At 71.1% G+C, this 14221-nt stretch carries 14 protein-coding genes and 1 riboswitch; of the genes, 7 read left to right on the top strand and 7 right to left on the bottom strand.

Annotated elements, in window-relative coordinates:
* Position 1: 1 nt before the first annotated feature.
* Positions 2–1378, bottom strand: a complete 1377-nt coding sequence (locus tag HUN08_RS03565) for an NCS2 family permease (protein WP_301546962.1) — start codon at positions 1376–1378, stop codon at positions 2–4.
* Between the two features lie 101 nt (positions 1379–1479).
* Between HUN08_RS03565 and HUN08_RS03560 the strand changes: the two genes are divergently transcribed.
* Positions 1480–1731 (top strand): DUF2530 domain-containing protein, encoded by a 252-nt coding sequence (locus HUN08_RS03560; protein WP_124248590.1) that lies wholly within the window; start codon positions 1480–1482, stop codon positions 1729–1731.
* Positions 1732–1734: 3 nt separating this feature from the next.
* Here HUN08_RS03560 and HUN08_RS03555 read toward each other — a convergent pair whose 3' ends face one another.
* The 4 genes from HUN08_RS03555 to HUN08_RS03540 are packed head-to-tail and all read right to left on the bottom strand — an operon-like array spanning position 1735 to position 6695.
* Positions 1735–2652 carry a triacylglycerol lipase gene (locus HUN08_RS03555; RefSeq protein WP_124248591.1) on the bottom strand — a complete coding sequence of 306 codons (918 nt, stop codon included), beginning with the start codon at positions 2650–2652 and terminating at the stop codon, positions 1735–1737.
* A gap of 24 nt (positions 2653–2676) precedes the next feature.
* A complete protein-coding gene (locus tag HUN08_RS03550) occupies positions 2677–3243 on the bottom strand; it encodes a phosphatase PAP2 family protein (protein ID WP_301546866.1) in 567 nt (188 codons plus the stop codon).
* A gap of 15 nt (positions 3244–3258) precedes the next feature.
* Positions 3259–5958 (bottom strand): hypothetical protein, encoded by a 2700-nt coding sequence (locus HUN08_RS03545; protein ID WP_124248592.1) that lies wholly within the window; start codon positions 5956–5958, stop codon positions 3259–3261.
* Positions 5958–6695, bottom strand: coding sequence for a DUF3027 domain-containing protein (locus HUN08_RS03540; RefSeq protein ID WP_124248593.1), 738 nt, complete (start codon positions 6693–6695; stop codon positions 5958–5960). The genes HUN08_RS03545 and HUN08_RS03540 overlap by 1 nt, the downstream gene beginning before the upstream one ends.
* 75 nt (positions 6696–6770) lie before the next feature.
* Here HUN08_RS03540 and HUN08_RS03535 point away from each other — a divergent pair, with 75 nt between their 5' ends.
* Both HUN08_RS03535 and HUN08_RS03530 read left to right on the top strand, forming a co-directional pair.
* Positions 6771–8546 (top strand): MFS transporter, encoded by a 1776-nt coding sequence (locus HUN08_RS03535; RefSeq protein ID WP_124248594.1) that lies wholly within the window; start codon positions 6771–6773, stop codon positions 8544–8546.
* Positions 8543–9172, top strand: a complete 630-nt coding sequence (locus HUN08_RS03530; protein ID WP_124248595.1) for a DUF2771 family protein — start codon at positions 8543–8545, stop codon at positions 9170–9172. The genes HUN08_RS03535 and HUN08_RS03530 overlap by 4 nt, the downstream gene beginning before the upstream one ends.
* 16 nt (positions 9173–9188) lie before the next feature.
* Here HUN08_RS03530 and HUN08_RS03525 read toward each other — a convergent pair whose 3' ends face one another.
* Entirely contained in the window at positions 9189–9611 is a 423-nt protein-coding gene (locus tag HUN08_RS03525; RefSeq protein WP_124248636.1) for a cold-shock protein, read from the bottom strand.
* A 108-nt stretch (positions 9612–9719) separates the two neighbouring features.
* Here HUN08_RS03525 and HUN08_RS03520 point away from each other — a divergent pair, with 108 nt between their 5' ends.
* The 3 genes from HUN08_RS03520 (at position 9720) to HUN08_RS03510 (ending at position 11547) form a co-directional block, all read left to right on the top strand.
* Complete coding sequence (locus tag HUN08_RS03520; RefSeq protein WP_124248596.1) at positions 9720–9938, top strand: hypothetical protein; 219 nt, start codon at positions 9720–9722, stop codon at positions 9936–9938.
* 11 nt (positions 9939–9949) lie between these two features.
* Positions 9950–10462, top strand: coding sequence for a flavin reductase family protein (locus HUN08_RS03515; RefSeq protein WP_124248637.1), 513 nt, complete (start codon positions 9950–9952; stop codon positions 10460–10462).
* Between the two features lie 250 nt (positions 10463–10712).
* Positions 10713–10902: riboswitch (cyclic di-AMP (ydaO/yuaA leader) on the top strand.
* 6 nt (positions 10903–10908) lie between these two features.
* Positions 10909–11547, top strand: coding sequence for a transglycosylase family protein (locus tag HUN08_RS03510; protein ID WP_124248597.1), 639 nt, complete (start codon positions 10909–10911; stop codon positions 11545–11547).
* Positions 11548–11621: 74 nt separating this feature from the next.
* Here the strand turns inward: HUN08_RS03510 and HUN08_RS03505 are convergent, their stop codons facing one another.
* Positions 11622–11840: a hypothetical protein gene (locus tag HUN08_RS03505; RefSeq protein WP_301546865.1), complete on the bottom strand. Its 219-nt coding sequence runs from the start codon at positions 11838–11840 to the stop codon at positions 11622–11624.
* A 72-nt stretch (positions 11841–11912) separates the two neighbouring features.
* Between HUN08_RS03505 and HUN08_RS03500 the strand changes: the two genes are divergently transcribed.
* Positions 11913–14213, top strand: coding sequence for a helicase-associated domain-containing protein (locus HUN08_RS03500; RefSeq protein WP_124248599.1), 2301 nt, complete (start codon positions 11913–11915; stop codon positions 14211–14213).
* The last annotated feature ends 8 nt before the right edge of the window (positions 14214–14221 follow it).

Below are 14221 nucleotides of genomic sequence, written 5' to 3'. Positions count from 1 at the left end.
GTCAGGTCAACAGCTCCTGGATCGGGGCGCGGGCGAAGTAGACGACGAACACCACGGCCACCGCCCACAGGATCGGGTGGACTTCGCGCGCTTTGCCCCGCGCGGTCGCCAGCACCACCCAGCTGATGAAGCCCAGGCCGATGCCGTTGGCGATGGAGTAGGTGAACGGCATGGCCACGATGGTCAGGAAGGCGGGCAGGGCGTATTCGAAGCGGGTCAGGTCGATGGTCCGGATCTGCCCGATCATCAGCGCGCCGACGATCACCAGCGCCGGGGCGACGGCCTCGAGTGGCACCACCTGGTAGAGCGGCGTGAAGAACATCGCCGCGAGGAACAATGCTCCGGTCACCAGGTTCGCGAATCCGGTCCGCGCGCCTTCGGCGATCCCCGACGCCGACTCGACGAACACGGTGTTCGACGACGCCGAGCCCAGGCCGCCGGCGATGGCGCCGGTGCCCTCCACGACCAGTGCCTTCCCGATCCCGGGCAGCGTCCCGTTCTCGTCGGCGAGTCCGGCCTCCTCGCCGAGCCCGGTCATGGTGCCCATCGCGTCGAAGAAGTTGGCGAGCACGATGCTGAACAGCAGGATCGACGCGCCGATGGCCGGTGCCGCGATGACGTGCGACGCGGAGCCGTGCTCGGTGAACGCGCCGAACAGGTCCACCTTGCCGATCAGGGAGAGGTCGGGCAGGCCGCCGACCGAATGCGGCAGTTCCGGGGCGTTGAGGGCCCAGCGGCTCGGGCGGACCGCTTGGACGACGATCGCCAACACCGTGGTGAGGACGATGCCGATCAGCAGGCCGCCGGGCACCTTGCGCACGGTCAGCACCCCCATCAACAGGAGTCCGACCGCGAAGACGAAGACCGGCCAGGTCGAGATCGATCCGGATTCGCCGAGGCGGACCGGCACCGTCGTGTGGGCGGCGTCGGGGACCCGTTGCACGAACCCGGCGTTGACGAATCCGATGAACGCGATGAACACGCCGATGCCGGCGGTGATCGCGGCCTTGAGTTCGGCGGGCACGGCGTTGAACACCGCGGTGCGGAAGCCCGTCACCGCGAGCGCGACGATGATGACGCCGTTGAGGACCACCAGGCCCATCGCCTCCGGCCAGGTGACCTGGGTGGTCACGCTCACCGCGAGGAGGCTGTTGACGCCCAGTCCGGCGGCGAAGGCGAACGGATAGTTCGCCACCACGCCGAAGACCACGCACATCACCCCGGCGACGAGTGCGGTGACCGCGGCGACCGCCGCCATCGGCAGCACGTCGCCGTGGATGTCCGCGTTGATCGGCTTGCCGGGGTGACCGCCGAGGATGATCGGGTTCAACACGACGATGTAGGCCATCGTGAAGAAGGTGACGATCCCGCCCCGCATCTCGCGCAGCGGCGTCGAGCCGCGCTCGCTGATACGGAAGAACCGATCGACTCGGGACGGTACCGGCGCTGCGCTCACGCCCAGAACGTTAACCTGAACCCATGTCCGACGCCGCCCAGACCCCCGTTCCCGAGTTGCCCAAGATTCTGCGCGAACCGGGCCCGGTCATTGTGGTCGGCATGGCCGCCTGGCTGGTCGCGACGATCGTCGCGCTCGTGACCGGCGTCGGCGGCCTGACGCTGCAGGTATGCCTCTGGGGACTGGGCGTCGGCGTGCTGGGCACGCTCATCGTCGGCGTGCAGCTCGCCGCGGTGCGCCGCGGCTCCAAGACCGCCCAGCAGGGGCTGGAGTAGCGCCTACCGGTAGTAGCGCGCGAACTGCGGCGGCATCACCGAGCCGGCCGGGAGCGTGATCCCCGGCGGAGTCCGCAGGGGGCGCACCTTCATCGCGGGCGCCGCGGGAGCCATGCACGCCATCGCCGGGTGCCCGGTGCGCAGCAGCGAGTCGATCAGCGACTGCATCGACGGCGCGACGTTGAGCGTCATGTGCACGATCGGATCGTTCGGGCACAGATCCTGGGTGACGATGTTGCGGTAGCGGCCCGGACCGGTCATCAGGTTGATCCAGAACGGGGCCGCCTCCTCTTCGCGCAGCGTCGTCACGTTGTAGTAGGTGACGCCGGGCAGCGCCTGCGCTGGCGAGTTGAGCGCGGCGATGTCCGTGCCGCCCATCGCCTGCTCTCGGCATGCCGGCGTCGGGTTCATCCCGCGGTACTGCGGCGGCAGGTATTGGAGGCGGTCACGCGGCGGGCACTTGCCCTGGCGCAGCCACTGGGCCTGATACGGCGAGCCGAGGATCATCCCGGAGAGGATCACCGCCTTGCGGACGAGGCGCGCCCCGCCGAAATCCTTCAACCAGTAGCGCCCGACGATCCCGGTCTGCGAAATGGTGACCAGGTCGAATTTCTTGTGGCCGGTGCGCTTGGACAGGTCGTCGGCCCAGCGCCCGAGCTTTGCCGAGTTGCCCTTGATCCGCACGAAGGGGTTGTTGCGCGGATCCTTCGGATCGTTGGTCTGGAAGGTGTAGACCTCGTAGCCGCGCGCCCGCATCGGCGCGGTGAACGCCTGGGTCAGCGTCTCGTTCTCGATCGCGCTGGCCAGGTAGATGATCGGCAGTCGCTCGCCGGGCGCGGCCTGCGTCGCTCCGGTCGGTGCCGCCACGGCCACGGTGGCCGCCGCCGCGGCGAGGACGGCTAGGCGTCGGAAAAATCCCATAGCCGACATTGCACCATAGGAAGGTTAGGCAAACTTTACCCGGGTGTCCGGCTGACCGAGGTGCGCCACCCAGACGACCAGGGCCACCCAGGCCGCGCCGAGCACCCAGCCGATCACCACGTCGGTGAACCAATGCACGCCCAGATAGACCCGGCTCACGCCGATCGCGAGGCTCAGCACGGGTGCGAGCATCAGGACGTCGGGATGCTGGCGGATCCAGCCCGACGACCGGTAGAGACAGGCGGCGATCAACCCGAACACCACCAGGCTCATCATCGCGTGGCCCGACGGCATCGACTGGTGGGAGGCGTGGATCAGACGGGCCGATACCGGCGGGCGGTCCCGGTCGAACAGGGCCTTGAGCCCGATCATCAGCCAATAAGCCGACCACGATCCGAACAGGACGGCCGCCGCCGACCGCCAGCGGCCGAAGGCGGCGAACACCGCACTGGCCGCGATCACGATCACGGTCAGCACCGAGATGGAGCCGAGCCAGCTCAGTGCCTCGGCGACCGAGGTCCAGAATCCGGAGCGGATGTCGACGGCGAGGTCGAGCATCCCGCGGTCGATCGGGGGTTCGGCGAGGATCATGGCTCTCAGGCTAGGTCATCTCCCCGACGCCATCCGGCGCAGATGGGCGGTCCCGTCCTCGTCGACCCACCGCGCGACGCGGTGCTCGCCCCGCTCGGTCGCGACGACGAGGTCGTCGTGTACGACCACCCGCCCCCGTGGGAGGGTCGCGGAATACTGCGCGGCGACGGCGATCGCGTCGGGATCGGCCTCCCACGTCGTCACCCGACCGGTGCTGATCACGCGGACCGGTACCGCCTCGGAGGAGAGCGGGAGGTCGAGGAGTGCGGCGAGGTCGGCGGCGGAATCCGCGGCCACCGGCAGGCCGGGCACCACCGCGCGCGCCGGGTCGACGACGGCGAGGTACTGGGCCGCGTCGACGACCACCCCGGTGTCGCAGACCGATCCGTCGAGTGTTCTGGCGGCGGGCGGTTCGCCGAGCGCGGTCATCACGGCCTCGGTGTCGGCGTCACCGCGCGCTAGTGCGGTGAGCACCTCCCCGTATGCCCGCACCGCGACCCCCGGCGCGACGTCTCGCTGCGCGTCGCCCAGGCCCGCGAGGATCATCGCGGCCGACGGGGAGTCGCGCACGGCGTCGCCGAGCAGCACACCGGAGAGTCGCGCGGCGTCCGGGTGGTCGAGCGGGTCGACGATCCCGGCGAACCCGTCGGCGTCCGGGCTGCGGTACTCGCGCACCGGCCGACCGTCGATCTGCGCGTGCTCGCGCAGCCACCACGCGGTGTAGCCCTCCCGCTCGACGAGCAGCGGGGCCGTGGCCGGATCGTCGGCCAGGATGTGCAGGGCCGCCCGCCACCGGTCGTCGGGCACGAGGTCCAGGTCGCGCGCCGCCGTCATGGTCGACGGCGGCTCCCCGAGTCCCGACCACCACCGCCCTTCGTCGTCGAGGTCGTGGTTGGGCTCGGTGGGCCATTGCTCGGAGACGGTGAGGAATCCCCAGCCAACCCCGGCCCGGCGCAACGCCGATTCCCCGTACCGCTGGATCAGCGGATCATCGACGAGTGCGAACGGGCAGTCCTCGCCGAGTAGTTCGACCAGGGGCGACCGGGGCATCGACAGTTCGTCGACGTGGACGAGTTCCCCCTCGTCATCGGGTAGCAGCAGTTCGGCCGACGCCGCGGCGGGCAGCTCAGCATCCGGGTCGGCGACCAGCAGACCGAGCACCGCATGCGCGAGGTCGAGTACCTCGTCGTCGGTGCCGTGCTCGGCCGCCTCGGCCAGGGCGACCACGAGTTCGGGTGCGGCCAGCAGCTCACCGGGACCGACCGGTTGCGCGCCCAGCCGCTCCAGCAACGGGTGGACGGCGTCGGGTGCGACGGCCTTGGCCCACGGCGCCGCGACCCCGGCCGCCGCGAAGATTAGGCCGCGGGCCCCGAGGTTGCGGCGACCGTCGGCACGCGGCACCGGCAGGGCACCGAGTTCCTCCGCGTCCTGGGCGGTGAGGACCAGCGGGGCCAGCGCGTCATAGCACTGCGCCCACCACTGCGTGGGCCGGTCGACGTCGGCCAGCGCGTTCGCGATGTCGGCCAACCCGATCTCGCGCGCCCCGACGGCGACCAAGGCGGCACGCTGCGCCGGGCCGGAGACGTCGGGGTGGGCGAGGTCGGCCAGCACCGGCCCGAGGCAGGCGGCCAGCTCGTCGGACAGATCGGCGACGATCAGCGTGCGCCGCGGCACCAGGGCGGCTTCGCCATCCGCGGCGGGCACCCATGCCGTCTTCCCCAGTGCGTCGAGCACCGTCTCCAGCAGCCGTGCGTCGACCGGGTTGGCCCCCAGCGCCCGCGGCACGAATCCCGGGCGACGCGCAGGCGGGAGCGCGGCGACCAGCGCTGCGTAGCCGGGGGCGAGGACGCCGACGTCGACGCCGGGCATGAGGTGCCTGCGGTCCGGTGTCACCGGCAGCGTCGCGATGACCCGCGCCGGGACGGAGATGTCGATGTCGGTGGGCGTCGGGGTGCGCAGCACCTCGGGCGCCGCCGGCCGCTTCGCGATCGGGGCGAGCCAGCGGATGTCTCCGGTCGCCACCTCGAACCACTCCGCCGCGGCTTCCCCGGCGGTCACGGTGGCCTCGCCGACGGTGATCTCGGCGAGCGCGGGCAGTTCCAGCAGCCGGTCGCGGGCTTGGGCGGCCATCTCGGCGAGCAGCGCGTCGACGTCCACCCCGGTGCGCGGCAGGACGACGATCTCGGTGTCGAACCCCTCGGCCGGTGCAGCGTCACCCGCCCACGCCAGCCGCAGCAGTGGGGCGTCCAGCCCGTCGGGCAAGCCCGCCCACGACTCGATCTCACGGGCCGTCTCGGTGCGGTCGAAAACCACGGTGCCGGTGCGGGAACGGACTTCGACGCGGCGGGCGACCGGGACCACGGCGGCGAACCCGACACCGAAACGCCCGACGGTCTCGGCGGCGGCATCCTTCGGGGAGACGCGCAGGGCCAGCAAGGACTCCACCCCGGCCGCGGTCAGCGGCTCACCGGTGTTGGCCAGGTGCAGGGCGCCCTCGTCGTCGCGCCACACGGCCAGCTTCCCCGCGACGCCCGCCGCGGCGGCGGCGTCGGCGGCATTCGCGGCGAGTTCGACGAAGAGCCGGTCGCGGTACCCGACGGCGGCGAGGTCGGCCTCGGCGCGGGCGTCCTCGACCAGGCGCGTCGGCGAGGCCCGCCATGCGTCGAGGACCGCGGTGCGCAGCCGGTCGACGTCGGCGGCGAGGACGTGGCGCATCACTCCGCCGCGGCGAACACCTCGAGGACGCCGTCGTCATACGGATCGAATAGCGGCGTCGAGACGGAGGGGCGGGCCACCACGTCCGAGTGCGCACCACAGCCGTACTCGGCCGAGACCACGTGGCCGTCGGCGGAATACTCGTTGGCGCAGACGCCGAAGGCCTGCCGCAGGGCACCGGCCAACGGCAGGTAGAAGCCGCAGTCGGCGCAGTTGTGCCGCGCGGCCTGCGCCATCGCCGACGCCGGGCCGTATTCGCCGTCGTACCAGCGCTGGGCGGCGTCGTCGCGACCCTCCCGGCTCAGCACCCGCTTGCGGCCCAGGCCGATCTCGCCGTCGAGGGCCTCGGCGTCACCGCCGTCGACCTGGTTGGGCACCAGGCGCGGGTCGTCGGTCTCCGCGGCCAGCTGGTCGCCGGGACCCAGGTCGCCCGCGGCGAGTCGTTCCGACCACGGCACCCAGGCGGGGGCCAGCAGGGCGCCGTCGCCGGGTAGCAACACCACTTCGCTGACCGTCACCCCGTCCGGGCCGTCGTCATCCGACGCCGCCGCCACGACGGCGCACCAGCGCCACCCGCGGTAGCCGGGCACGTCCGCGGTGAAGTAGTGCGCGACGGAGTTGTCGTCCTCCACGACGGCCTCGATGTGGTCGCCGGGCTCACCGCCATCGGTCACGATGGCGGCCCGGGCCAGGTCAACGGCCGCGCGGAGCAAGTCAATCTGGGCTGTGAGACTCACCCCTCCAGTGTGCCTCACCACTGCTGGGCGTGGCACGCCCACCCTCGCGTCGGGCGATAGGGAAGAATTGGGGGCGTGAGTCTAGGCAGGCGCCCGAGGTCGGGTCGTACCCATCCCGGCGCGCGGAACTATCCGACGCCCGGCGATCCGGCGACCCCCGACGTCGAGACCGCCTACCTGAACGACGCGCATGCGACGCAGAATCCGCACCTCCCGCCGCTGGGCCCGACGCCGACACCGTCGACCGAGCCCTTCGACAGGCCGACGTACCCCGACGAGCAGGTCAAGCCCGGTCTCACCCGACGGGCGGCCCGCGGCGGCAAGCGCCTGACGAGTCGGGGCATCAACACCATCGCCCGGGCGGCCACCGCCGACGGTGCCGATCGCTCCGGGCTCACCGCGCTGACCATTCCCGTCGTCGCCAACGCTGCGGTGGACGCCGCCATGGCCGTCGCCCTGGCCAACACCCTGTTCTTCGCCGCGGCCAGCGGGTCGGAGGGCAAGGTCGGGCTCTACCTGCTGCTCACGATCGCGCCGTTCGCCCTGATCGCGCCGCTGATCGGGCCGCTCCTGGACAAGTTGCAGCACGGCCGCCGCATCGCGATGGCCGGCACCTTCGTCGCCCGGGCCGTCCTCGCGGTCCTCATCATCACGAACTACGAGTGGAACACGGCCACCCAGCAGCTCGAATACGACCCGTGGATCCTGTACCCGTGTGCCCTCGGCCTGCTGGTGATGTCCAAGTCGTTCGGGGTGCTCAAATCCGCCGTCACCCCGCGCGTGGTCCCGCCCAGCATCGACCTGGTGCGCGTCAACTCCCGCCTCACCACCTTCGCCCTGATCGGCGGGACGATGGTCGGCGGCGCCCTCGCCGCCGCCTTCGAGATGCTGCTGGGCACCTGGCTGCCGATGCACTGGCCGGGCGGGATGATCCTGCTCATCGTCATCGCCTGCGCCGGCGCCTACTTCTGCATGAAGATCCCGTCGTGGGTCGAGGTCACCGCGGGCGAGATCCCGACCACGCTCACCTATCGCGAGCAGCCCAAGCCCGAGATCAGCGCGCGGGAACGGGCGCGGCGCGCGGGTGCGCTCATCTCCAAGACGATCCGTCAGCCCCTCGGGCGCAACGTCGTCACCGGGCTGTGGGGCAATGCGACGATCCGCATCCTCACGGGCTTCCTCACCCTGTTCGTCGCGTTCTACGCCCGCAACCAGCACGATCTCGACGGGTGGAAGCAGATGGCCATGCTCGGCGCCGTCGGTGCGGCCGCGGGCGTCGGCAACGTCGTCGGAAACGGTGCGGGCACCCGGTTGCGGCTGACCAATCCGCCGCAGATCACCGTGTGGGTGGTCGCGGCCTGCCTGGTCTCCTCGGTGGTGACGGTGATCCTGCCGTCGCTCATCACCGCCACGATCACCGCCTTCATCGCCTCGGGCGGATCGGCGATCGGCAAGGTCTGCGTCGACTCCTCCATCCAGTCCGATCTGCCCGAGGCCTCGCGCGCCTCGGCGTTCGGCCGCTCGGAGACGGTGCTGCAGCTCGGGTGGGTGTTCGGCGCGACCCTCGGTGTGCTGATCGCCAAGACGACGATGCAGATCGGCTTCGGCGCCGTATCCGCCCTGCTGGCCCTCGGCCTCGCACAGACCTTCCTGACCAGCCGCGGGCGCACCCTGATCCCCGGATTCGGCGGCGGCCACCGTCCCGAGGTGGCACCGCCGACGATGGCGACCGAGGTCATGCACCGCGACCCCGCGCCGCGGAGTCGCCCGCACACCCCGCCGGAACGTCACCCGCAGCCGCCCGGGCCCACGAACGCGCCCACCCGCCGGTTCGGACCAGGAGCCCCGTGAACCTCACCTCGTCGGAAAAGAAGACCATCGCGCTGATCGGCGCCGCCGTGCTCCTCTACGGCGCGCTCATCGTCGGCGCGGCCGCCCTGTGGGCGTCGCGCACCACCGTCGACGAACGGCCCTTCGCCGAGCTGTCGACGAGCGGAAAGCAGTTCGCCCGGGCTTACCCGACCGTGCTGTGCGACTACGAGAAGAAGCACTGCGACGGCGACTTCCTGCGGGTCGACCCGAACCGTGTGACCCGGTTCCCGGTCCCGATCGGGCAGACCCTGTCCATCCGGTTGTCCGACGAGGTCTCCGGCGACCCCTGGTCGATCATCGCGCAGTACGTCACGCCGAACGGATCGCAGCTGCTACTCAAGAACTTCGCGCCCAAGACCGGGACGCAGATTCTGCGCCTGGCGTCGACGCGCACCCACGTGTTGATCAACGTGCAGATCAACCTGCCGGCCAAGCTGCTGGTCCGCGACTCCGACTACGAGTTGGCCACCCGCGGACTCATCGCCGTGAACACCATCCCCGAGGGGGAGAAGGCGCTGTTGGACGCCTATGACAAGGCGGCGACCGGCAAGGAGCCCAAGCAGCGGCAGGTGGACGACGTCACCGAATTCACGACGTTGCGCTGACCCGGCGGCGCCGGACTCAGTGGTGGTCGAGTTCGCGCGCCACGGCGCGGACGACCTCGGCGATGCGCTGCGAGGTCTTGCGGTCGGGGTAGCGGCCCTGCCGCAGCGCCGGTTGCACCTTGCCCTCGAGCAGGGTGATGAGGTCGGCGACCATGCCGTGCAACTCGTCGGGAGAGTGCCGCTTGACGTCGTCGCGCTCGCGCGCCGCCTCGCGGGTGTTCTTCGCGACGCTGGGCGCGGGTTCGAGCACGGTGACGCTCAACGCCTGCGGGCCGCGGCGGCCGGCGGCCATGCCGAACTCGACGCGCTGCCCCGGCTTGAGCGACTCCACCCCGTCCGGCAGCGCCGACGAGCGGACGTAGACGTCCTCCCCGTCGGGCTGCGAGAGGAATCCGAATCCCTTCTCGGGGTCGTACCACTTCACCTTGCCGGTCGGCACAGTGCTCACCTTTACCTTCACACCACGAAAAAGGCGCCCTACCCGATCCTCGCGGGCAAGACGCGGCCTTATCGGTCATGGTACCGCGTGTGGACTAGCGTGGGGAGCATGGGCACGGACACCGGCAAGCGGACGTCGAAGGCGGTATTCGGATTCGGCGTCGGGCTTTTTCTCCTCGGCCTGCTCGCGGTCGGCGCGCTCTACCTGGTGCCCGCCGTGTGGTCGGGACACACCGCTCCGACCTCGGTGTATCTGATCGCGATGTGTACCCCGGTCGGACTGCTGCTAGCGATCGCCGGCGCGGTCGCCCAGGGGCGCAGACAGTGAGATCGCCGTCGATGGAGCCGGCCGATTCCGCCGACGCGCTGCGTCGGGCGTTCAGCTGTTTCCCGACCGGCGTCGTCGCCGTCTGCGCGCATCGCGACGGCACCGAGTTCGTCGGGATGGCGGCCAGCTCCTTCTCGACGGTGTCGCTCACTCCCCCGTTGGTGTCGGTGTGCGTGCAGAACTCGTCGCGCACCTGGCCGCTCCTGCGGGACCGTTCCACGGTCGGGGTGAGCGTCTTCGCCCACGACCAGGCACAGTTGTGCCGACAGCTCGCCGGTCCCGCCGCGCAGCGCTTCGCCGACGTCGAACTGCTGGCCTCCGACGACGGTGCCCTCTTCGTCGACGGCGCCGCGGCACACCTGGCGTGCGAGCTGCACGCGGAGTATCCGGCGGGCGACCACACGGTGGTACTGCTGCGCATCCGCTCGCTGGCCGCCAATCCCGAGGTGGACCCGCTGGTGTTCCACGCCAGTACCTTCCGGGCGTTCGAGGCGCCGCCGATAGCCACCACTCACACCAGGTGACCCGCACCACTGCCCGACTGTGACCTTCATCACATCACGAATCGATAACAAGAAGGACACGAACCGGGATTCAGTCCCTGAACTGGGAGAACTCCCAATCGAGCCCGTTTCACCGCTTCTGACCATGTCAACGAGTCTCCGCGTTCGAGTAGGAAGCGGCGGCGCGAGCCCGTAATCTCGTCGTTGGCCGCCACTAGGGGGCCTGCAGTACCGACGCAGCCGATCGCGCCGAGCCTCGTTCCACCGGCCGCGTCGTCCCGTACCAAAACAGATATTCAGGAACGAGGACGGGGGACCCACCTCCGTTAGGAACGGTTTCCGACCGGCATCCGCCACCGGATTCCTTGGGGTGTAGCCGCACGACGCTCGCGTCGCGGCGGCCGGGCAACCTCTCGCTCGAACCCGACAGCTGACTTCGTAGGCGCGTGGAGAGAGGAAACATCACTATGTCCGGACGTCATCGCAAGCAGACGACCTCTTCGACCTCCAAGACCATCGCCAAGGTGGCTCTCACCTCTGCCGTCATCGGCGGCGGCGCTGCCCTCATCAACGGTGCGACGGCCAACGCGGCCACCGACGCCGAGTGGGACCACGTCGCGGCCTGTGAGTCGGGCGGCAACTGGGCCATCAACACCGGCAACGGCTACCAGGGCGGCCTGCAGTTCTCGCCGAGCACCTGGGCGGCCCACGGCGGCACCCGCTACGCCCCCACCGCCGATCAGGCCACCAAGGAGCAGCAGATCGCGATCGCCGAGCACGTGCTCGCGACCCAGGGCCGTGGCGCCTGGCCGGTCTGCGGCACCGGGCTCTCCAGTGCGACTCCTCGCGACCCCGGCACCTCGCCGCTGAAGCTGAAGAAGAAGCAAAAAGAGGCCACCGCGCTGAAGCAGACCCCCAAGGCCAAGAGCGACAAGGACGTTCGCGACCAGGTCGACGGCGTCGTGAAGGCCCGCGAGAAGAAGGGCCAGATCGACCCGACCGTCGCCAACATCTGGAATGCCGCCAAGGCGAGCGGCTACAAGTTGGACCAGGGTCAGGTCGACCTCTACAACAAGCACAAGGGCCAGCTGCCCGGCGTCAACTGAGACGTCTGGGCAACCAGCCGAAAACAGCGGCCCCGCACATGGTGCGGGGCCGCTGTTCTTGTTCTCCGGTCCGATCAGGTGTTGATGACGGTCCGCGGGTTCGTGTAGAGCAGGTCGTCGGCCGACAGGGGCAGTTCGGTGCTGCCGAACGGCGACAGTGCACCAGCCAAGCCGGAGGCGAACTCGGACACGGCGTGCTCGCCGTCCGGGTAGGGCCACCCGTTGTCGACATAGCGCACTTTGGACTCTTCGACGATCTGCTCGACGTCGGCGACGATTTCGTTCTGGCTCACGCCGCTCATTGTGCCATGCGGCCCAACCGGCGGTCGATGAACCCGCGCAACCCCTGCCCGTAAACTCGTGGCGTGAGTGCCCCCGACCAGCCGACGAGCCGCCTGGACCGCGTGCTGGCCGCGCGCCCCGACGACGAACTGGTCGACCTGCTGCGCGCCCGCCCCGATCTCGCCTCCCCGCCCCCGAACGGCACCGGGGTCCTCGCGCAGCGCGCCATGTCGGCCGGGTCGATGAACCTGATCGGCGAGAACCTCGACCTCCTGCACGCGGCCGTGCTCGAGACCCTCGTCGACGCGGACCACCCTCTCCGCACCGCCGACGTCCGGCGCGCGTTGAAGGGGCGGGCCGCCCGGGCCGACGTCGACGCGCGGATCGCCGATCTGGTGGCCTGGGCGGTGGTGTGGGAGGCCGACGACGGGCTCCACGTCGCCGGGCACACGCCCGCGGCCCTGCCGTGGCGGGCGCGCCACCTCACGACCGAGGCCGCCACCCGCACCCCCGAGCAGTGGCGCGAACTGCTCGACGGGCTCGCCGACGGACCGCGCGAGGTGCTGACCGCCCTGGCCACCGGGCCGAGCGTCGGGATGACTCGCGACGCCGGGCCCGACGCCGATCCGACCCGCCCGGTCCCGATCCTGCTCGCCGCCGGCCTCATCTCCCCGGTCGACCACCAGCTGGTGGAGATCGAGCCCACCGTCGCGCAGCTGGTGCGCGGCGAGCCGCTGCTGCGCGTCGACGACCTGAACCCCCCTCCCCTCTCCGCGTCGGATCGGCCGGGACTGCCCGGCGGCGCGAAAGCGCTCTCCGCGACCGCCGCCGGGGCGGCGCTGGAGCTGCTGCGCGAGACCGGCGACGTGCTGACCGGTTTGGGGCGCGCACCGGCACCGGAGTTGAGCGCGGGCGGCATCGGGATCCGCGAGTTGCGCCGCGTCGCCAAGGACGCCGGACTCGACGCGCGCCGCGTCGGGCTGATCGTCGAACTCTGCGCGCGCGAACAGCTGCTCGACGTCGGCGTGCCGGACCCCGAGCCGGCCGGATACGACGGGGGGAACGTGTGGGCGCCGACGATCGCCGCCGATTCCTGGTCCCACCAGTCGCCCGCGCGCAAGTGGGCGTCGCTGGCATCCGCGTGGCTGGGCCTGCCCAACCGTGCGTGGCTGATCGGCGAACGCGACTCGGAGGGCACCGTGATCGGGGCGCTGACCCGCGCCTCCCCCGATCCCGCCGCCCGACGGGAACGCCTCCTGATATTGACCGCCCTCGACGCCGCCGGCCACGGCGTCGCCCCCGACGTCGACGCCCTCGTGTCCCACCTGTTGTGGCTGCGCCCCCGCCTGCGCCGGCGCCTGACCCGGCACACCGTCGCTCAGACGCTGCGCGAGGCCACCGAGGTGGGCCTGGTAGCCCACGGGGCGCTTACCGACGTCGGCCGGTTGCTCCTGTCCGACGTGCCGCGCGAGGAACTCACCGCCGCGATGGACGCCGCTCTGCCCGAGCCGGTCGACCACTTCCTGGCCCAGGCCGACCTCACCCTGATGGTTCCCGGTCCGATGACCCCCGAGCTCGCGGCCGAGGTGGCGCTGGTCGCCGAGCTGGAGTCGGCCGGGGCCGCCTCGGTGTACCGCGTCACCGAGAACAGCGTGCGGCGGGCGCTGGACGCCGGGCGCACCGGGGCCGAATTGAACGCGCTGTTCACCAGTCATTCGTCGACGCCGGTTCCGCAGGCCCTCACCTACCTGATCGACGACGTCGCGCGTCGGCACGGCACGTTGCGCGTCGGCGTCGCCTCGTCGTTCGTCCGCTGCGACGACCCGGCCACGATGACCGCCGTCCTGCGCACCAAAGAGGCCGACGCGCTGGCCCTGCGCCCACTCGCACCGACCGTGCTGATCTCACCGGCACCGCTGCGCGACGTCCTCGAGGCGCTGCGCGGCGCCGGGTTCGCCCCAGCGGCCGAGGACTCGTCGGGCGCCCTGGTCGACCTGCGCTCGACGGGCAGCCGGATCAACTCCCGTCGCCGCGGCGGTGCCGGTACCCACAATGGGGCGCGAGTGCCCGACGACCAGCTCGAGGGGGTGGTCGCCCGCATGCGCACGGCCGACGCGGCCGGGAAGCCACTGCGCGGCGGCACCGCGGTACGCGCGACCGGCGGCGCCAGCGGCGGCGAATCGGTGTCGGCCCTCATCGGGCTGGCGATGCGCACCGGCCGACAGCTGCGCGTCGACTATGTCGACTCGCACGGCAAGGCCACGCGCCACGTCGTGAAGGCCCGACTCCTGCGCGCCGGCCGGCTCATCGCATCGGAGCTGCCGTCGGGCAACGAGGTCGAGCTGTCGGTGCATCGCATCACCACCGTGGAACTCCTCGACTGATCGTGGAC

The sequence above is a fragment of the Gordonia sp. X0973 genome, from assembly GCF_013348785.1.
Taxonomy (GTDB): Bacteria; Actinomycetota; Actinomycetes; order Mycobacteriales; family Mycobacteriaceae; genus Gordonia.
This window is presented reverse-complemented; position numbering and strand designations above follow the sequence as displayed.

Coding starts and splice junctions, on each gene's coding strand:
- HUN08_RS03565 (WP_301546962.1), bottom strand. CDS start 1,378: ATGCGGGGCGGGATCGTCACCTTCTTCACGATGGCCTACATCGTCGTG.
- HUN08_RS03560 (WP_124248590.1), top strand. CDS start 1,480: ATGTCCGACGCCGCCCAGACCCCCGTTCCCGAGTTGCCCAAGATTCTG.
- HUN08_RS03555 (WP_124248591.1), bottom strand. CDS start 2,652: ATGGGATTTTTCCGACGCCTAGCCGTCCTCGCCGCGGCGGCGGCCACC.
- HUN08_RS03550 (WP_301546866.1), bottom strand. CDS start 3,243: ATGATCCTCGCCGAACCCCCGATCGACCGCGGGATGCTCGACCTCGCC.
- HUN08_RS03545 (WP_124248592.1), bottom strand. CDS start 5,958: ATGCGCCACGTCCTCGCCGCCGACGTCGACCGGCTGCGCACCGCGGTC.
- HUN08_RS03520 (WP_124248596.1), top strand. CDS start 9,720: ATGGGCACGGACACCGGCAAGCGGACGTCGAAGGCGGTATTCGGATTC.
- HUN08_RS03515 (WP_124248637.1), top strand. CDS start 9,950: ATGGAGCCGGCCGATTCCGCCGACGCGCTGCGTCGGGCGTTCAGCTGT.
- HUN08_RS03510 (WP_124248597.1), top strand. CDS start 10,909: ATGTCCGGACGTCATCGCAAGCAGACGACCTCTTCGACCTCCAAGACC.